This window comes from Brachybacterium sp. P6-10-X1, assembly GCF_001969445.1.
Lineage (GTDB): Bacteria > Actinomycetota > Actinomycetes > Actinomycetales > Dermabacteraceae > Brachybacterium.
On record NZ_CP017297.1, the window covers coordinates 3,054,602 to 3,073,003 of the forward strand.

General features: G+C 71.1%; 16 protein-coding genes. 10 read left to right on the forward strand and 6 right to left on the reverse strand.

The genetic code is table 11. From position 1 onward, the window contains the following. The first annotated feature begins 16 nt into the window (after nt 1-16). From BH708_RS13820 to BH708_RS13830, 3 genes are read left to right on the forward strand one after another with little or no spacing between them, the layout of a single operon-like run. A complete protein-coding gene (locus tag BH708_RS13820; RefSeq protein WP_076809538.1) occupies nt 17-1,330 on the forward strand; it encodes an alpha-hydroxy acid oxidase in 1,314 nt (437 codons plus the stop codon). After that, complete coding sequence (locus BH708_RS13825; RefSeq protein ID WP_076809540.1) at nt 1,327-2,331, forward strand: D-isomer specific 2-hydroxyacid dehydrogenase family protein; 1,005 nt, start codon at nt 1,327-1,329, stop codon at nt 2,329-2,331. Before BH708_RS13820 ends, BH708_RS13825 begins: the two co-directional genes overlap by 4 nt. Continuing rightward, nucleotides 2,328-3,158 carry an SDR family NAD(P)-dependent oxidoreductase gene (locus BH708_RS13830; RefSeq protein ID WP_253705335.1) on the forward strand — a complete coding sequence of 277 codons (831 nt, stop codon included), beginning with the start codon at nt 2,328-2,330 and terminating at the stop codon, nt 3,156-3,158. Before BH708_RS13825 ends, BH708_RS13830 begins: the two co-directional genes overlap by 4 nt. Nucleotides 3,159-3,178: 20 nt before the next feature. On the opposite strand, the gene BH708_RS13835 is transcribed toward BH708_RS13830, so the two are convergent. The 3 genes from BH708_RS13835 to BH708_RS13845 all read right to left on the reverse strand — a co-directional run bounded on the left by BH708_RS13835 (nt 3,179) and on the right by BH708_RS13845 (nt 6,631). After that, nucleotides 3,179-4,426: a nitrate/nitrite transporter gene (locus BH708_RS13835; RefSeq protein ID WP_076811317.1), complete on the reverse strand. Its 1,248-nt coding sequence runs from the start codon at nt 4,424-4,426 to the stop codon at nt 3,179-3,181. Between the two features lie 11 nt (nt 4,427-4,437). After that, entirely contained in the window at nt 4,438-5,505 is a 1,068-nt protein-coding gene (locus BH708_RS13840; protein ID WP_076809542.1) for a 2-keto-3-deoxygluconate permease, read from the reverse strand. A 139-nt stretch (nt 5,506-5,644) separates the two neighbouring features. Beyond that, a complete protein-coding gene (locus BH708_RS13845) occupies nt 5,645-6,631 on the reverse strand; it encodes a LysR family transcriptional regulator (protein ID WP_076809544.1) in 987 nt (328 codons plus the stop codon). 303 nt (nt 6,632-6,934) lie between these two features. Here BH708_RS13845 and BH708_RS13850 point away from each other — a divergent pair, with 303 nt between their 5' ends. Genes BH708_RS13850 through BH708_RS13860 form a run of 3 tightly spaced genes read left to right on the forward strand, consistent with a single transcriptional unit; the run spans nt 6,935 to nt 10,141 of the window. Further along, complete coding sequence (locus tag BH708_RS13850; protein WP_076809546.1) at nt 6,935-7,981, forward strand: tripartite tricarboxylate transporter substrate binding protein; 1,047 nt, start codon at nt 6,935-6,937, stop codon at nt 7,979-7,981. Continuing rightward, nucleotides 7,978-8,589, forward strand: coding sequence for a tripartite tricarboxylate transporter TctB family protein (locus BH708_RS13855; protein WP_076809548.1), 612 nt, complete (start codon nt 7,978-7,980; stop codon nt 8,587-8,589). Before BH708_RS13850 ends, BH708_RS13855 begins: the two co-directional genes overlap by 4 nt. A gap of 1 nt (nt 8,590) precedes the next feature. Further along, complete coding sequence (locus BH708_RS13860) at nt 8,591-10,141, forward strand: tripartite tricarboxylate transporter permease (protein ID WP_076809550.1); 1,551 nt, start codon at nt 8,591-8,593, stop codon at nt 10,139-10,141. Between the two features lie 86 nt (nt 10,142-10,227). On the opposite strand, the gene BH708_RS13865 is transcribed toward BH708_RS13860, so the two are convergent. After that, nucleotides 10,228-10,989 carry an SDR family NAD(P)-dependent oxidoreductase gene (locus BH708_RS13865; protein ID WP_076809552.1) on the reverse strand — a complete coding sequence of 254 codons (762 nt, stop codon included), beginning with the start codon at nt 10,987-10,989 and terminating at the stop codon, nt 10,228-10,230. A 413-nt stretch (nt 10,990-11,402) separates the two neighbouring features. Here BH708_RS13865 and BH708_RS13870 point away from each other — a divergent pair, with 413 nt between their 5' ends. The 3 genes from BH708_RS13870 to BH708_RS13880 all read left to right on the forward strand — a co-directional run bounded on the left by BH708_RS13870 (nt 11,403) and on the right by BH708_RS13880 (nt 14,655). Continuing rightward, the gene (locus BH708_RS13870) at nt 11,403-12,476 is read left to right on the forward strand and encodes a zinc-binding dehydrogenase (protein ID WP_076809554.1); all 1,074 of its coding nucleotides are present in this window, start codon (nt 11,403-11,405) and stop codon (nt 12,474-12,476) included. Then, nucleotides 12,473-13,657: an L-rhamnonate dehydratase gene (gene rhmD / locus BH708_RS13875; protein WP_076809556.1), complete on the forward strand. Its 1,185-nt coding sequence runs from the start codon at nt 12,473-12,475 to the stop codon at nt 13,655-13,657. Before BH708_RS13870 ends, rhmD begins: the two co-directional genes overlap by 4 nt. 146 nt (nt 13,658-13,803) lie before the next feature. Beyond that, the gene (locus BH708_RS13880; protein ID WP_076809558.1) at nt 13,804-14,655 is read left to right on the forward strand and encodes a fumarylacetoacetate hydrolase family protein; all 852 of its coding nucleotides are present in this window, start codon (nt 13,804-13,806) and stop codon (nt 14,653-14,655) included. A 101-nt stretch (nt 14,656-14,756) separates the two neighbouring features. On the opposite strand, the gene BH708_RS13885 is transcribed toward BH708_RS13880, so the two are convergent. Continuing rightward, on the reverse strand, nt 14,757-15,191 hold the full coding sequence (locus tag BH708_RS13885; RefSeq protein ID WP_076809560.1) for a hypothetical protein: 435 nt from the start codon (nt 15,189-15,191) through the stop codon (nt 14,757-14,759). Nucleotides 15,192-15,232: 41 nt separating this feature from the next. Continuing rightward, complete coding sequence (locus BH708_RS13890) at nt 15,233-16,717, reverse strand: Nramp family divalent metal transporter (protein ID WP_076809561.1); 1,485 nt, start codon at nt 16,715-16,717, stop codon at nt 15,233-15,235. A 605-nt stretch (nt 16,718-17,322) separates the two neighbouring features. On the opposite strand from BH708_RS13890, the gene BH708_RS13895 reads away from it, so the two are divergent. Continuing rightward, nucleotides 17,323-18,294, forward strand: coding sequence for a 3-hydroxyacyl-CoA dehydrogenase family protein (locus BH708_RS13895; protein ID WP_076809563.1), 972 nt, complete (start codon nt 17,323-17,325; stop codon nt 18,292-18,294). Nucleotides 18,295-18,402: the final 108 nt, after the last annotated feature.

Genomic DNA, 18,402 nt, shown 5'->3' on the forward strand with positions numbered 1-18,402 from the left:
TCGAAGGAGAGACCCCATGGCCGACTCGACACTCTCTGGTGCCCTGGAATTCGCGAAGATGCTCGCCGCGGGCGGCTTCCGCCTGGACCCGGTGGCCTCCGCCCCGTCCATCGAGGACCTCCGGCTCCTGGCGAAGAAGCGCCTGCCCACGATGGCCTTCGACATCATCGACGGCGCCTCGAACCACGAGATCACCCTCGACGCGAACACGCGGGACCTGCGCGAGGTGCGCTTCCGACCCCGCTGGCTCACCGACATCTCCGCGATCGACACCGCCACCGCCGTCGACGGGATGGACCTGCAGCGCCCGTACGTGCTCGGGCCGCTCGGCCTGCAGCGCATGATCGGCGGCGAGGGCGAGCTGGGCGCGGTGCGGGCCGCCGGGACGGCGAACATCCCCTTCACGGTCTCCACCGCCTCGAACTGGTCGATGGAGGAGCTCGCCGACGAGGCGACCGGGCCGCTGTGGTACCAGCTGTACATGTACAAGAGCGACACGATCGTCTCCAACCTCCTGAACCGCGCACGGGCCATCGGGGCCGAGGCGCTCGTGGTCACCGTCGACGTGCCGCTGAACGGCAAGCGCTACCGCGACCACCGCAACGGCATGTCGATCCCGCCCAAGATCACCCCGCGCAACGCCGTCCAGGCGATCCGCCACCTCGACTGGACCCGCGCCATCATGCGGCCGCCGACGATCGGCTTCCGCAACCTCGCCGGCGAGATCCAGGGCGACAATGCCGTCTCGCATCAGGAGTTCGTCGCCAAGTACCTCGCGAACCTCACCTTGACCTGGGAGAACATCAAGGACGTGCGGCGACAGTGGGACGGGCCGATCTATCTCAAGGGCATCCTCACCCCGGAGGACGCCCAGCGCGCGAGGAGCGTCGGCGCCCAGGGCATCTACGTCTCCAACCACGGCGGCCGACAGCTCGACTCCTCGCCCAGCTCCATCAGCGTGCTGCCCTCGATCGTCGACGCGGTCGGGGACGACATGACCGTCGTCTTCGACGGCGGCGTGCGCACCGGCGACGACATCGCCAAGGCCCTCGCCGTCGGCGCGGACCTGGTCTCCATCGGACGTGCCTGGGGCTACGGCAACGCGGCCGCGGGCGAGCGCGGCGTGCTGCGCGTGCTCGAGATCCTCGACGAGGAGCTGGAACTGGCCATGGGTCAGCTCGGCGCGACCAGCATCGACGCGCTGGACCGCGGCTTCGTGGACTACCCCGAGGCCTGGCACGGCGTCGGCCTGCACCGCGACCCGGAACGATCCGCAGCTGCCCGGGCTGCCGGATTCAGCGCGGGCCCCACCGAGGAGTCCGTCTCATGAGCACTCCGTGGAAACTCGCCGTCACCGCGGACTACGCCGAGGCCGACGGCTCGACCATCTACGGGGACATCGGGCTCGGCTCGCTGGCCGCCCACGGCATCGAATGGTCCTTGGTCGGCGAGTCCGGCCGTGACCTGCGCGGCGAGGAGCTCGAGGGCTTCGATGCGCTCCTCCTGCTCAGCGGCACCCCCTTCGGCCGCGCCCAGCTCGAGGGCGTCACCACCCTGCGGCACGTCGCCCGCTTCGGCGCCGGCTTCGACTCCGTGGACCTCGCCGCCTGCGACGAGCGGGGCATCACCGTGACCAACGCCCCCACCGGGCTGCGGGTCCCGATGGCGCACACGGCGCTGACCTTCCTGTTCGCCCTCGCCCACTCCCTGCTGCCCAAGGACCGGCTGGTCCGCGAGGCCGCCTGGGACCGCAAGGCCACCCACCGCGGCCCGGGCCTCGCCACCGCCACGATCGGCATGATCGGGCTCGGCGGCATCGGCCAGGAGACCGTGCGCCAGCTGCGCGCCCTGAACCTGGACGTCATCGCCTGGAACCGCTCCCCGCGCCCCGAGTTCTGCGCGGAGGCCGGCATCGAGCAGGTCGAGTTCGATGCGGTGATCGCCCGCAGCGACTTCCTCGTCGTCACCGTCGCCGCCACGGCCGGCACCCGCCACCTGATCGGGGCGGAGCAGCTCGCGGCGATGAAGGACTCCGCGTTCCTCATCAACATCGCCCGCGGCGCCGTCGTGGACGAGCCCGCTCTGGTCGCCGCCCTGCAGGACGGCACCATCGCGGGGGCCGGCCTGGACGTGTTCGAGGTCGAGCCGTTGCCGGCCGACAGCCCGTTGATCGCGCTGGAGAACGTGGTGCTGTCCCCGCACGCGCTGTGCTGGACGAAGGACTTCGCCGAGGCGACCGGCGCCGAGGTGCTGGACGAGGTGATCGCCGTGGCGAACGGGGACGGTCCCCGCCACGTCGTGAACCACCCGGCCGGATCGGCCGGCCCGTGAGCGGGAGCTCTGCGGCCGGCGGTGAGCGCTCCGTCGCCGACGAGGCCCGTCTGTCGGAGCTGACCTGCCTCGTCACCGGCGCCGCCTCCGAGCGCGGCATCGGCCGCGGGGTCGCGCTGGCCCTCGCCGCCCAGGGTCGCCCGCTCGCCCTGCTGGACCGCGACGGCACCGGTCTAGACGCCGCCGCCGAGGCCGCCCGGGAGGCGGGCGCGCCCGTCGTGGTCACCGCCGAGGTGGACGTGGCCGACGCCGCGAGCGTCGACGCGGCGATCACGGCCCTCGAGGCCGCGAGCGCCGCAGGTGCCGGGACGCTGCCGCCGATCGGGGCGCTGGTCCACTGCGCGGGCATCGCTGATCCGACCCCGTTCCTGGAGATGACCAGTGCGGGCTTCCAGCGCACCCTGGCGGTCAACACGCTGGGCCTGTTCCACCTGGCCCAGCGCGTGCTGCCGGGCATGCTCGAGCAGGGCCTGGGGCGGATCGTCGCGATGAGCTCCACGGCCGCGCAGGACGGCGGCGGGAACTTCTCGACCTCTGCCTACGCCGCCTCCAAGGCCGGGGTCGAGGGGTTGATCCGGGGGCTCGCGAAGGAGGTCGCCGGCACCGGCGTGACCACCGCCGCGATCGCCCCGGCCAACATCGACACCGACATCATGGGCGGCCGGCTCGAGGGGGAGCGGCGCGAGCGGTTCGTCGCCCGCACCCCGGTGGGACGCCTGGGCACCACGCGCGAGCTCGGCGAGCTGGTCGCCTTCCTCGTCGGTCCCCACGGCGGGTTCACCACCGGCGCCACCTACAACCTCAACGGCGGTCTCCGGGTGGGCTGACGAGCCGCGCGACCGCAGCGTCAGGCGGGCCGGCCGCCGCGCTGCCTCGTGGTGAGGAACAGTCCGAGCGCCGCCCCGGCCATCAGCAGCCCCATCGAGGAGAAGGCGAGACGGTAGTCGTCGAGCCCCGCGCGGCCGTCGGGCGCGAGCACGTCCAGCAGCACACCGATCAGAAGCACCGCCAGCAGCGAGGTGGTGTAGCCGCCGATGTTCACCATGCCGGTGGCGGTGCCGATCGCGCGCCGGGGAACCCCGGTGCGGGCGAGGTCGAAGCCCACCGAGCAGGTCGCCGAGCCGACCGAGAGGGCGACGATCAGCGGCAGCAGCTGCCAGGCGGTGAGCGGACCGGGGATCAGCAGGGTGGCGGTCCAGACGACGGCGAGCACGCCGCCCGCGATCCAGCCCAGCCGGGCGCGATGGCGGGGGAAGCGACCCGTGGCGACCCCGACCAGCGGACCGATCATGACCATCACCACCACATTGACGGTGAGCAGCACGCCCACCTGGGCCGGGTCGAGCCCGTGCCCGGTGGTCAGGTACGGCACGCCCCACAGGAACAGGAAGGTGTTGACACTCGCCAGGGTCAGGGAGTGCAGGAAGAACCCCGACCAGGCCGCCCGGGAGGTGAACACGTCACGCAGCACCTGTCCGGCGCGCGGCCGTGCCAGGGCGACGGCACCCTCGTCCCCCGGTGGTTCGTCGCGCACCACGGCCAGCACCAGCAGGACGCTGAAGACCAGCAGGAACGCCAGGGACGACCACGCCGCCGTCCAGCCGTAGCCCACCAGCACCGCCAGGAACGGCACCGCCGCCACGGCTTGGCCGAATTGGCCGATCATCGTCGCGAGCTGGGTGAACACCGGGACCTGACCCGTGGGGAACCAGGTCGCGATCAACCGCACCACGCTGATCAGGGTGGCCGCGTCGCCGACGCCGGTGAGCATCCGCGCCACCAGCGCCGTGGGCACGTCGGTGGCCAGGGCGAGCAGCAGCTGGCCCGCGGCCATGGTCACCGCGCCGAGGACCATCATGCGGCGCGGTCCCACACGGTCCAGCAGCAGACCGGCCGGGATCTGCGCGGCCGCGTAGGTGCCCAGCTGCACCACCCCGAACAGGCTCAGCACCGCCCCGTCGACCCCGAATCGCTCGGACGCCTCCACGCTCGCCACCCCGAAGGAGGCCCGCCCGGAGACCGCGCACAGGTAGGCGAAGACCCCCACCGCCCAGACCAGATGGGCGCGGGAGACGCGGGAGGCGGCAGAGGACATGAGGGCGGGGATCACCGGGGGATCGAGGAGGTGGATTCGTCAGGGACGGTATTCGAGGTGGGCAGGGGCTCGCCACGATCGTCGAGCCCATCCGTGTCGGGATCGCTCAGAGTCCCGTTCCGGCCCAGGAACCAGGACGCGACGAGCGGCGCGGTGATCGCCGAGATCAGCACCGCTGTGGCCACCTGCACGGTGGCGACGTCGACGTACTGCTCGAAGCGCGGATCGGCCGACGCGATGATCGCGGGGGTGACGATCGAGTTCCCGGCGGTGGCGCCGGCGGCGAAGCCGATGCCCGATCGTCTGCCCCGTCGCAGCAGGAATCGATAGGCCAGGTACGTCGTGCCGCCCGTGAACGGTGTGACGACCAGTCCGAGGACGATGCCGGTCAGGCCGCCGGTGAGGATCGCGCTGAGGTCGATGCCGGTGCCCAGCCCGAAGGCGAAGAAGGGGATCACGATGTTCGGGACCGGACGCATGATCTCGGTCCAGCGGTGGTCGACGTTGCCCACGACGATGCCCAGGACCAGCGGGATGATCGCGGCGGCGAAGGCGTCCAGCGGGATCGACCCGAGACCGGCGGCGCCGATGAAGAGCATGGTGAAGAACGGTCCGTCGTTGACCGCGGAGGCGACGTAGGCGCCGCGATCGGTCCGGGTGCCGTATTTCCCGGTGAAGGCCAGCCAGATGCCGCCGTTGGAGTTGTCGAAGGTGGCCAGCAGAGCCAGGATCGAGATCCCGAGGATGCCGTCCAGGCCCACGGCGAAGCCGAGGGCGACCACGAGCAGACCCGGGACGACGGTCTTGCCCAGCAGGAGCGCACCGGTGGTGCCGGCGACCGGTCCGATGCTGCGTGGGGTGATCTGCATGCCGGTGGCGAAGATGACCAGGGCCATCAGAGGCATCGGGGTGGCGAACAGCGCGGTGGTGAAGCTCCCGAGCTCGAGGACGTCCGGGACGGTGGTGGCCACCACCGCGCCGAGGACCAGCGGGATCACCATGGTCCCGCCGGGGATCCTGTCCATGGTGCCGTAGAGCGGGGACCGCAGTGTCGTCGAGTCAGCGGAGGGGTCAGGCATGGAGGGGCTTCCTTCTGGCCTCGTCACGAGAAGGGGGCATCGCCCGGGTCGAGGAGATCGTCCCGGCGGGCTGATGCGCCAGGACCCCGAGGTGACCATCAGGGCTTGCCCTATAGGATCTACGCCTTGCGCGAAGGGGTCAAGAATCGGCCGTGTCGTCCCACGCCTCGGGAGCGTCGGCCCGTCCCGGCCGGGCAGGCTGCACCCCCGCCGGCGGCGCTGCCGCCAGGATCGCCCGGAACACCACGTCCACGCTGGGCGAGGTCGTGCGGCGGTCCCGGGTGGCCGCGACCTGCCGGCCGTCCGCCGCGGTGCCCACCGGCACCACCACGGTCCCGGAGGTCTCGCAGATGCTGGCCGCCAGGGCGTTCAGCACTCCGATGCCCAGCCCCGCCCGGGCCAGGTTCACCACCGTCTGCGGCTGCTCGGACTGCCAGGCCAGCGGGATCTCGAGCTCCCAGGCCCGCAGGGCGCTGCCGGTGTCGGGGTCGACCGCGGCCCCCGGCTGCGCGATGGCGATCAACGGATGCGCCTCGAGCGACTGCGGGGACAGCCCGCCCCTCGCGGCCTCGCCCTCCCTCAGCAGCGGGTGTCCCGGCGGGATGATCGCGACGTAGCGCTCGGTCCACAGGTGGACGCTGCGGAGGTCCTCGGACGGAGGATCTGCCGCCAGGGAGTGGATCGCGATGTGGAAGCGCCCGGAGACGATCCCGGAGACCAGATCCGGGGTGGTGTGCTCGGTCAGCTCGACGCGGACGAAGGGGTGCGCGGCGTGGATCGCGGCCAGCACCCCGGGCAGGAAGCCCGCGCTGACGCTGGGGTGGCATCCGATCACCACCCGCCCCCGCGGTGTGCCGGTGTGGGCGTCGACGGCCTCCGCACCCTTCTGAAGCGCCTCGAGCACGGCCCGGGCGTGGGGGAGGAAGGCGGTGCCGAGCTCCGTCGGCCCGATCGGACGGTGGCTGCGGTCCACCAGGGTCCCGCCCAGGGTGCGCTCGAGCGCGGCGACGTGCGTGCTGACCCGGGACTGCGCCCGATGCAGTGCCCGCGCCGCCGCGGAGAAGCTGCCGTGGTCGATGACCGCCACGAAGGTCTCCAGCCAGTCCGTCTGGTCGATGCGCGCCATCGCGTCCGCCGTCCTCCCGGGTTCCTCGCGCGCAGCGCGAGGGTCACGATCCGATGTCGGTGGTCCTCCGGGGCCCGGCATCCCCGCAGGTCTGCCCCGGAGTGTGACCTACCTTATCAATATCGCATATAGGATTTCCGGATCGCGGATCGCGTCATCGATCGCCGCGGCTCCCGGCGTTGGTAGTTTTCAGGGCACCTCGCAGGGGGCAATGCCTGGTCACGGTCCCGAGCACACTGCTGTGCAGACGCCGCCCCCGCGATGTGCATCCATCCCGACCCGCACGATGAAGTGGAGTCCGCCATGACGCACACGCCCCGATCCCGCCCCCTGCTCTCCTCCCTCGCCGGCGCCGCAGCACTCGCACTCGTGGCCACCGGATGCTCCGGCGGCGCCGGCGGCGGGGGCGGCGCCGACCGGGAGGCCGTCCAGGCCTGCAACGACATCAACGCCGAGTACCCCGACGGCCCCGTCGAACTGATCGTCCCCTGGGCCGCCGGCGGCGGCACCGACGGCGTCGCACGCCTCATCGGCGACCAGCTCTCGACCCAGATGGGCAGCAACATCAACGTCGTCAACCGCACCGGCGGCTCCGGCGTCGTCGGCCATCAGGCCATGGCCGACGCGGATCCGGACGGCCAGACCATCGGCCTGGTCACCGTCGAGATCGGGATGATGCACTGGCAGGGCCTGACCGACCTCACCGGCGAGGACCTCACCGCGATCTCGCAGATGAACGAGGACGGCGCCGGGATCACCGTGGCCGCCGACGCCGAGTGGGACAGCGCCGAGGAGCTGCTGACCTACATCGAGCAGAACCCCGGGGAGGTCACCTCCTCCGGCACCGGCCAGGGCGGCATCTGGCACCTCGCCCTGCTGGGCATGCTGATGGACAACGGTCTGCCGGTGGACTCGGTGAACTTCGTGCCCTCCGAGGGGGCGGCCCCGGCGCTGCAGGAGATGGTCGCCGGCGGCATCGACATGACCACGAACTCCCTCGGCGAGTCCCAGACCATGCTCGACTCCGACCGCGCCAAGGCGCTGGCCGTGATGGGCACCGAACGCGACCCGAACTTCCCCGACGTCCCCACCCTCGAGGAGCAGACCGGCTCGGACTACAGCATGACCGTCTGGCGCGGCATCGCCGGCCCGAAGGACATGGAGCCCACAGTGGTCGAGGAGCTCGAGTGCCACCTGGGCCTGATCGCGGAGTCCGAGGAGTTCAACGAGTTCATGGCCGACTCCGGGCTGGGCGTGAAGTACCGCGGCGCCGAGGAGTTCCAGCAGCTCATGGCGGAGGACGACGCGGCCAAGGGCGAGGTCATGGAGGAAGCGGGGCTCGCGAAGTGACCTCCGCGGAGACGGACAGCTCGCGGGAGGGCGCGAACCCTGTGGACAGCTCGCTGCGCGTGAACCTGGTGATCGGCGCCGCGAGCGTCCTCCTCGGCGCCGTGGTGATCCCCTACGGGGCGTCGATGCCGTACATCCGCGAGGGCATTCCCGGTCCGGGCCTGTTCCCGATGATGATCGGCGGCTTCCTGGTCCTGTTCGGGGCGCTCGTGATCATCATGAGCCTGCGCGCGGCGCGACGGAGGCAGGCCGCTTCCGCCCCGGCGGCGGAGGCCGGGCCGGTCGCGGTCGCGGCGACCGACGGGGAGGACCCCGCCGCCGCCCCGGAGACCCGGGCGGTGATGGACACGGACATCGGGTCCGACGGACCCCGCCGCTGGATCAACGGCGCGATCCTGATGGGCGGCATCGTCTTCTTCGTGCTCGCCGCCGAGCCGCTCGGGTTCCCGCTGACCATGGCGATCCTCGTGTTCGCCATCGTGTTCTCGCTGCGGGCGAGGTGGTGGGTCGCGCTCCTGACCGCCGTGCTCTCGTCCGTCGGCCTGTGGGCCATGTTCGAGCTGGGCCTGATGGTCCAGCTGCCCGACGGCATCATCCAGGGGTTCTGACATGATCGGGAACTTCGAAGGCGCCCTGGCCCTGGTCGCCGATCCCACGACGATCCTGGTCATGGTGCTCGCTGCCCTGTTCGGCCTGGTCATCGGGTCTCTGCCGGGCATGACCGCCACTCTCGCGGCGGCCTTGCTGGTGCCGTTCACCTTCTTCCTGGATCCGGTGCCGGCGATCGCCGCGATCATCACCATGTCGGCCATGGCGATCTTCGCCGGCGACATCCCCAGCGCCCTGCTGCGCATCCCTGGCACCCCCTCGTCAGCGGCGTACACGGAGGACGCCTTCGCCCTGACTCGCAACGGCAAGGGATCGCTCGGCCTCGGTGTCTCCCTGATGGCCTCCGTGCTCGGCGGGCTGTTCGGGGCGGTGGTGCTGATCTTCGTCTCCCCGATCCTGGGCGAGTTCGCGCTGCGCTTCACCAGCTTCGAGTACTTCTGGGTGGCGGTGCTGGGCCTGACCGCGGCGGTGATCGTCTCGAAGGGAGCGCAGCTGAAGGGCGCGATCGCCCTGATGATCGGTCTGCTGGTCTCGACCGTCGGCCTCGACGTCACGCTCGGGCACCCGCGCTTCACCTTCGGCAACGAGGAGCTGTACCGGGGCGTCGACTTCATCGCCGCGATGATCGGCCTGTTCGGGCTCTCGGAGGTGCTGCGCGCGGTCACCGCCCGCAAGGGTCAGTCGATGCCGATCCCGCGGGTCGAGGGCAGAGGCGCTCTGCGCTCCGCCCTCGCGGCGATCGGACGGAACAAGACCCGCGTGGCCTCCGGCTCGACCATCGGAGGCGTGGTCGGCGCCCTGCCCGGCGCGGGCGCCGACATCGCGGCCTGGATCTCCTACGCGTTCACCCGATCCACCAGCCGGAAGAAGCCCGGCGACACGGCCGACGACAAGCGCCTGGAGGCGATCGCCGGTGCCTCCAGCGCCAACAACGCGGGCATCGCCTCGGCCTACGTGCCGACTCTGGCCTTCGGCATCCCCGGGGACACCATCACGGCGATCCTGGTCGGCGTGCTGCTGGTCAAGGGCATCACCCCTGGTCCGGACCTGTTCCTGTACCAGACCGACACCCTGTACGCGCTCTACCTCATCTTCATCGTCGCCAATCTGCTCCTGCTGCCGCTGGGTTTCCTGCTGATCCGGGCCTCCGGGTTCGTGCTCCGGATCCCGCGGACGGTGCTGATGGGGCTGATCGTGTCGATCTCGATCTGCGGGGCCTTCGCCATCAACAACGGCTACCTCGAGGTGGGCCTGATGGTGATCTTCGGAGTGCTGGGATACCTCTTCGAGAAGGGCGGCATCCCGCTGGCGCCGGTGGTGCTGGGGATCGTGCTGGGCCCGATCGTCGAGAGCAACTTCATGCAGTCGGTGATCAAGACCGACTGGGACCTGACGCAGTTCTTCACCCGTCCCATCAGCGCGGTCCTGATCGTCCTGGTGATCCTGGCGATCGCGGCCTCGCCGATGATGAGCTGGCTGGGCAAGCGCGCCGAGCGGTCGGCGTCGATGAAGGCGGTGCAGGACGAGGAGGGCTCCTCGGTCAGCTCCTGACCTGCTGGACGACGACGGAGCCCCCGACGGAGATCCGCTCTCCGCCGGGGGCTCCGCGCGGCTGCGCGGGGCTCCGCGCCGCGGGCTCAGGAGCGGGTGCGCAGGTTCGTCATCCCGCCGTCGATCGGCAGCAGCACGCCGGTGGTGGAGCGGTTGCGGGGGGAGGCGAGGTAGCAGTGCGCCTCGGCGACCTCCTCGGGCTCGACCAGCCGGCCGTGCGGCTGCCGAGCGTTCAGCGCGGCCCGCTCGGCCTCGGGATCCTCGGCCTTCTCCAGCAGGCGGCCGATCCACGGGGTGTTCGCGGTGCCCGGCACCACGGCGTTCACCCGGATGCCCTCGGCGACCCAGTCCGCGGCCATGGCCAGGGTCATCGCCTGCACCGCTCCCTTGGAGGCGGAGTAGAGCACGCGCTCGGGAAGGCCCAGCATCGAGGCGATCGAGGCGGTGTTGACCACCGCGGCGGCGTCGGACCTGCGCAGATGGGGGAGGGCCGCCGTCGTCACGCGCGCCACGGAGATCACGTTGACGTCCAGCACGCGCGTCCACTCGGCGTCATCGTTGGCCTCGACCCCGCCCTGGGCGCCGATACCGGCGTTGTTGATGACGATGTCCAGACCGCCGAGCTCGGCGGCGGCGCGGTCCACGGCGGCCCGCACGGCGGCGGAGTCGGTGACATCGACCTCGATCCGCACCGCGCCGTCCGGAGCGCCCGACGGGTCGAGATCGAGGGCGGCGGTCGCCGCTCCACGGGCCTGGAGGGCGTCGATCGTGGCCGCGCCGATCCCGGCGCCACCACCGGTCACCAGGGCAGTGAGCCCGGCGAATTCGGGATCCGTCGCTGCAGTCATGGGGTGTTCTCCTCATCGAGTCGTCTTCCCTGCAGGATATGGGAAGCGGCCCGGGTCGTGCTGTTCCGCCGTGGGGCGCGGACGGTCGAGGGGGCGATGCCGTCGCCGCGGACCGCCGCCAACGACCCGTCCATGGGACGTCCGTACCGGTGGGAGGCGCGAACACGACAGATTGTCGAATTCGGATACGGGGTTCCCGGAACGCGGATCGCGCGGACCGGTTCCGCGCTCTCCGTCGCTGATAGCGTCCCCAGGAGGTGATCCAGCCGGCGTGCTCCGACCGCATCGGAGGCGTCGACGTCCGATGTCTCGGCGGGGTCTCGGCCGGTCGTCATCCGCAGCGAGGCCGGTCGCCCCGCGCCGCCCACGGGTCACCGCCGCCACCGCCGACCGCCCTCCCGTGAGGAACCCCCGTGCGAGCACTCGTCCTGACCGACTTCCATCAGCTCGACCTGGTCGAGACCGCGCGGCCGGAGCCCGGTCCGGGCGAGGTGCTGCTGCGCATCTGCGCCACCGGCATCTGTGGCTCCGACTTCCACGGTTTCACCGGGGACAACGGTCGCCGAGGGCCCGGTCAGATCATGGGCCACGAATCCTCCGGCACGATCGCCGCCCTCGGCGCGGGGGTCGACGCCGCGGCGCTGCCGGTGGGGGCGCCGGCCACCTTCAACCCGGTCGTGGTCCCCGACGAGCTGGTCGAGCAGTACCGGGACCGGGAGCAGCACGCCCCCGGCAAGCAGGTCATCGGCGTCGCCCAGGAGGTCCAGGCCTCCTTCGCGGACTACCTCGTCGTGCCCGAGCGCAACGTCCTGCTGCTGGATCCCGCGATGCCGCTGCACCTGGGAGCCCTCATCGAGCCGCTGGCGGTCGCCGTGCACGCCGTCGGCCTGGGCGGGCCCCGACCCGGGGAGACGGCACTGGTGGTCGGCGGCGGCCCGATCGGTCAGAGCGTCGTGCTCGCGCTGCAGCGTGCGGGCGCGCGGGACATCGCGGTCTCCGAACGCGACCCCCGTCGCCGGGAGCTGGTCGCCGCTCTCGGCGTCACCGCGCTCGACCCGTCGGCCGCGCCCCTGGCCGAGCAGGTCGGCGCCGTGCTGGGGGCGCCGGCCGACCTCGCCGTCGACGCCGTCGGCCTCAGCGCCACCCTGACCGACGCGCTCGCCGCGACCGCGCTCGGCGGCCGCGTGGTGCTCGTGGGCATGGGGTCGCCGCGACTCGAGCTGGACGCCTTCGCGATCAGCACCGAGGAGCGCTCGGTCATCGGCTCCTTCACCTACTCCGCCCGGGACTTCGCCGACGCCGCCACCTGGATCGGCGAGCACGTCCACCAGGTGACCCCGTTGGTCAGCAGCATCGTCGGCCCCGAGCAGGCCCAGGAGTCCTTCACCGCGCTCGCGGCCGGACGGGGCCCGGCCGGCAAGATCCTCGTCCGCTTCGACGAGCACGACCCGTCCGACCGGCTCGACCAGGAGGAACGGCCCGCATGAGCACCCACCAGCGCACCATCGCCCATGTCCGCGCCCACACCGTCACCGGCGGCGGCGCCGATTACCACGATCAGGGCAGCGACCACTGGATCGACGACCATATCGCCACCCCCATGTCGGTCTACCCCGGCTACGCCGACTCCCGCCAATCCTTCGGCATCAACGTGCTGGGCACCCTCATGGTCGAGATCGAGGCCGATGACGGCACCGTCGGGTTCGCCGTCTCCACCGGCGGCGAGCTCGGGGCCTGGATCGTCGAGAAGCACCTGGTGCGCTTCCTCGAGGGCGCACCGGTCACCGACCTCGAGCGGATCTGGGACCAGATGTACCGCTCCACGCTGTTCTACGGCCGTCGCGGCATCGTGCTGAACACGATCAGCGCCATCGACCTCGCGCTCTACGACCTGCTGGGCCGACTGCGGCAGGAGCCGGTGTACGCGGTGCTGGGCGGCCCGGTGCGCGAGGAGCTGAGCATGTACGCCACGGGCGCCCGGCCCGACATCGCGAGGGACCTCGGCTTCCTCGGCGGCAAGATGCCGCTGCACCACGGCCCGGCCGACGGCGAGGACGGGATGGAGCAGAACATCGCCCTGCTCGCCGACATGCGCGAGCGGGTGGGCGAGGACTTCTGGCTGATGTACGACTGCTGGATGTCGCTCGACCTCGACTACGCCACCCGCCTGGCGCACCGGGCCCACGAGCACGGACTGCGCTGGCTCGAGGAGGCGCTGATCCCCGACGACTACTGGGGCTACCAGCAGCTGAGGAAGAACGCGCCGCCGGGGATGCTGATCACCACCGGCGAGCACGAGGCCACCCGCTGGGGCTTCCGCCAGCTGCTGGAGATGGGCGCGGCCGACATCATCCAGCCCGACGTCGGCTGGTGCGGCGGCATCACCGAGCTGCTGAAGATCTCCGCGCTCGCCGACGCCCACGGCGCGATGGTGGTCCCGCACGGCTCCTCGGTGTACTCCTACCACTTCGTGATCACCCGGACGAACAGCCCCTTCAGCGAGTTCCTGATGATGCACCCGAGCGCCGAGGAGATCGTTCCGATGTTCTCCCCGATGCTGCTCGGCGAACCCGTCCCCGTGGACGGGAAGATCCGGGTGCCGGACACCCCCGGCTTCGGGGTCGAGTTCAACCCCGAGATCCCGACCCGTCGGCCCTACACGCACTGACGGCCGACGGACCGGACCCCGAGACATCGGACGTATCATCCCTCGGGCGGCGCGACGGACGGAGCCCGGGCCTGGCATCGTGGGCACGAGACCAGACCGGTGGCCGCCACGACGTCCGAGCCACCACCCCTTCGAAGGAGAGACCCATGCATCTGCGACGACTCGGCCCCCTCGGACAGGAGAAGCCCGCCCTCGTCCGCGACGGCGTCACCTATCGCCTCGACGCCCTCACCGACGACATCACCGGGGCCTTCCTGGTCGACGGCGGGCTCGAGAGGGCCTCGGCCGCCCTCGACACCGGCGAGCTGCCGGTATGGGACGGGGCCGAGAACGAGCGCATCGGCGCACCCATCGCCCGCCCGGAGGCCGTCATCTGCATCGGTCAGAACTATGCGGCCCACGCCGCCGAGTCCGGGGCCGAGCCGCCCAGCACCCCGATCGTGTTCTTCAAGCACCCCAACACCGTGGTGGGCCCGCACGACGACGTCCCGATCCCGCCCGGGGCCACCAAGGTCGACTGGGAGGTCGAGCTGGGCGTGGTGATCGGGAAGCGCGCCTCCTACCTGGAGGACGAGCAGGCGGCGCTCGACGTCATCGCCGGCTTCGTGACCAGCCATGACGTCTCGGAGCGGGACTACCAGCTCGCCGAGTCGGGCGGGCAGTGGTCCAAGGGCAAGTGCGCCGAGAACTTCAACCCCGTCGGCCCCGGCCTGGTGCCGTCGAACGAGGTCCAGCAGCGGGACCTGCGCCTGTGGTCGAGCGTGAACGGCGAGGCCCGCCAGGACTCGACCACGGCGGACATGATCTTCACCGTCGCCCAGCTGGTCCACCACCTGTCGCAGTACATGGTGCTCTCGCCCGGCGACCTCATCAACACCGGCACCCCGCAGGGCGTGGCCCTGTCCGGTCGCTTCCCGTACCTCAGCGACGGCGACGTCGTGGAGATGGGCATCGAGGGCCTGGGGGAGCAGCGCCAGAGGTTCGTCCAGCGCCGCTGAGACCGCTTCCGCTCGCACCTGCGCGCACGCGCCCCGGCCGCTCCTGGATCGTCTCCAGGAGCGGCCGGGGCGTTCTCGTGCCGTCGGGCGCGATGCGGCGCTCAGCGGGCCGCGGAGAGCCCTGCGTCGATCTTGCGGATGGCCGTCGTCCTGCGCCAGGCCAGCACCAGCGTGGGGATCGAGAAGATCAGCAGCGCCAGGGCCAGGGCCGGGTTCCACGGCCAGGCCACGGCGGCCAGGCCCGCGATGATGACGGTCAGCAGGAGCATCACCCGGCGGCTGCGCTCGTAGGCCTCGCGCATCTCACCCAGCTCGGCTTTCAGCTGCTCCTGCTCCGCGGAGGTCGCGGCCTTCGGTCCCCGGGCGGCCTCGGCAGAGGCCGTGCGGTCCGCCCGTGAGGTGATGACCAGCCGCACGCCGTAGACCACGGCGGCGACCAGCACCAGGCCCATGCCCAGCCAGTTCTCCCGCGAGGCGAAGAGCCAGGACAGCACCAGGCACGACGCGATCGCGATCAGGTACACGGGGGTGCGCATGGTCCCGGATCCTCTCACGGGGGCAGGGGCGGTCGTCGTGCTCATCCGAGGAAGTTCACGAAGAACTGGACCAGCGCGATCGCCCCGGCGATGAACAGGAAGATCGAGCTGATCAGCACGACCACCCGCAGCGCCGGGTGCATCTGGAACGCCTTCGGGAGCACCTTGTGCTCCGTCCACAGCTGGGCGAAGCCCCACACGCCCAGGGACAGCACGCCGCCGAGGATGCCGGCGAAGGAGATCACCGCGGTGTAGCTGACGCCGCTGAACAGCAGGAACGTCGCGCCGAGGAAGGTGTACGCGGCCACGGCGACGCGGATCTTGTGCCAGTGCTCGGGATTGCGCAGGAACGTGAACGAGGGGGCGAAGGCCTCACGGACCGTGTACGGGTAGATCGTCGAGAACAGAGCCTGCAGCGAGCCGAAGAAGGCCGCCCAGATCGCGATCTGGTACAGGTACACCAGCACCGGGGAGATGACGGAGAAGAACGCCGCCTGGTCGCTGAGGATGTTGTCGTTGTTCGGCACGGATTCCGCCGCGCCGGTGCCCAGCACCACGTCGCCCAGGATCAGGAAGGTCAGTGCCAGGATCGTCACGGAGACGAAGGACGCGACCACGTCCAGCTGCGCGGCACGCAGCCAGGCTCGGCCGTTCTCGAGGTTCTCGCCGTCCTCGGCCAGCGGGATGCGGGCCACGTCGGTGTCCAGGCGGTCGAGCTTCGCCTCGAGCTCGGCGGGGTTCGGCACACCGAGCATGCCCCAGCGCTTGGCGCGCAGGGAGCCCACGTAGCCGATGTAGTCGTAGCTGCCGCCGCCGAGGGCGCCGAGGTAGGCGATGATCTCCAGCGGGATCGGCCGCGCGGCGACGTCGGGGAAGCCGTCCTTCACCCATTGGGGGTAGTCGGCAGGGGCTCCCGGGATGAGGCCGCGCAGGGCCTCGACCCACGGCGGGTTCGAGACGAAGACGGCGATGAAGGCGAAGATGATCATGAGGCCGACGACGACCGTCTGGAAGTTCTCCACGATCTTGAAGCTGCGGATGAACACGGTCGCGAAACCGATGACACCCCAGATCATGCCCCAGATCATGGGGTTGATGTCGGTGTGGAACGTCCAGTTCGACCACTGCCCCAGGCCCTGGAAGTAGGCGACCGCCCAGGAGGGGAAGCAGGCGACGGCCAGGATGCCCAGCAGCAGGGCCAGCCAGTTCCGGGGCCCGGGGATGATCTGGGCCCAGCGCTGGAAGGGGTGCTCGCCGGTGAGGGTGATGTAGCGGGCGCCGGAATAGACGATCGCGGCCTTCATGATCGCGCAGAACACGAAGGTCCAGAGGATGGCGACGCCGAAGACGGCGCCGCCGCGGGAGGCGGAGAACACCTCGCCGTTGCCGATGGTGACGGAGGCGAGGATCATGCCGGGCCCGGTGAAGGCCAGCAGGTTCCCGAAGCTCCATTTCTTCAGTCGGGGATCCGCCTCGGGGAAGCGGAGCTCCCCGAGCCCGAGCTTCTCAGGCTGTCCTGTAGTCATGTCAGCTGGTCCTCCTTTGGGCCAGTCGTCGGATGTCTCCGGGGGAGAACGTTGCCGTCGCCCGGGGCGCGCCGCAGTCCTCGCGGTGGGTTGCCGGTCTCGGGCGGGAGCTCCCGCGTGAGGTCCAGGATGGAACCTGGGTCACATTCGCCCTGAACCTAGGCCGTGGGACCGCCCGTGTCAACCAGTTCCTACAGGATCGTGGATCGATGGTCGTCGAGAACGACCTGTCCCTCCGGAAGGATGGCAGGCCGCGCCCCGGGGCGGGCGAGCCGTGGTGGCTGCGCCCCGCGGCGGCGCGGGCGTCCCGGGCCGGGGCAGGGGGAGTGGTGGGATAATGGGCGGCGACCCGGCCGTGACCTGGCTGTGACCGGAGGTGCACGAGCGGCTGACGGCTGCGTCGCACGACGCCGTCGCCCCCAGGGGCCGAGAGGGAGCCTGGGACGACCTGCCGAGGGCGCCCCCTCTCGCATCCTCGGACAATATCCAATAGGATTGCGGCAGTAACAGCAGGCCGTGTGTTCGCTCCGGAGAGTCCCGGTGCGGCAGCCGCGGCACAGGCGCCTTCCCCGTGGCGGCGCACAGCTCGGACGAAGGAGTTCTCCATGACCATCTCCACCGTGACCATCGTCGGCGCCGGCTACATGGGCGGCGGCATCGCCCAGGTCCTCGCCATCGCCGGGTTCGACGTGACCATCGCCGACGTCAGCGTCGAGAATGCCGACGCCTCCCTCGAACGGCTGCAGCAGGAGGCCCGCGACTTCGAGCAGCAGGGCCTGTACTCGCCGGGCAGCGCCGACCTCGTCGCGAAGAACATCTCCGCGGGCAAGAGCATCGAAGAGGCCGTCTCCGACGTCGACTTCATCGAGGAAGCCGTCTTCGAGCGCGTCGACATCAAGCGCGACGTGCTGGCGAAGATCTCCGAGCACGCCCGGCCCGACGCGATCATCGGCACCAACACCTCGACCATCCCGGTCCGCGAGCTCGTCAGCGCGGTGAAGAACCCCGAGCGATTCCTCACCGTCCACTTCTCCAACCCCGCCCCCTTCATCCCCGGCGTCGAGCTCGTGGCCGGGGAGGCCACCACCGACGAGGCCGTCGCGGCGGTCAAGGAGCTGCTGGAGAGGTCCGGGAACCAGGGCGCCCAGGTCGCCGACACCCCCGGCATGGTGCTGAACCGCCTCCAGTACGCCCTGCTGAAAGAGGCCACCGCTGTGGTCGAGGAGGGCGTGGCGACCGCCGAGGACGTCGACACCATCGTGCGCACCACCTTCGGCTTCCGCCTGGGGTTCTTCGGTCCGTTCGCCATCGTCGACCAGGCGGGCCTGGACGTCTACGCGAGCTCCTTCGTGACCTTCGAGGGCGCCTTCGGGGAGCGGCTGGCCACCCCGCAGATCCTCACCGACGCCGTGGCCGAGGACCGCAAGGGCGTCAAGAACGGCAAGGGCCTGCTGGGCGACTACGACGAAGCCACCGCCGCCGAGCTGGTCGCCTACCGCAACAAGGCCTACGCGAAGATGTCGCAGCTGCTCGCCGAGCTCGGCCCGGCCCCGAAGGCCGCCCCCTCCGCCGACTGACCCGCGACCGGGCGGGCCCGCACCGGGCTCGCCCGCCCCGTCGGCCCCCGATGATCCAGGGCCCCGCGCACCCCGCGCCGGGCTCCGACCCCGTCCGCCCGTCGCCCC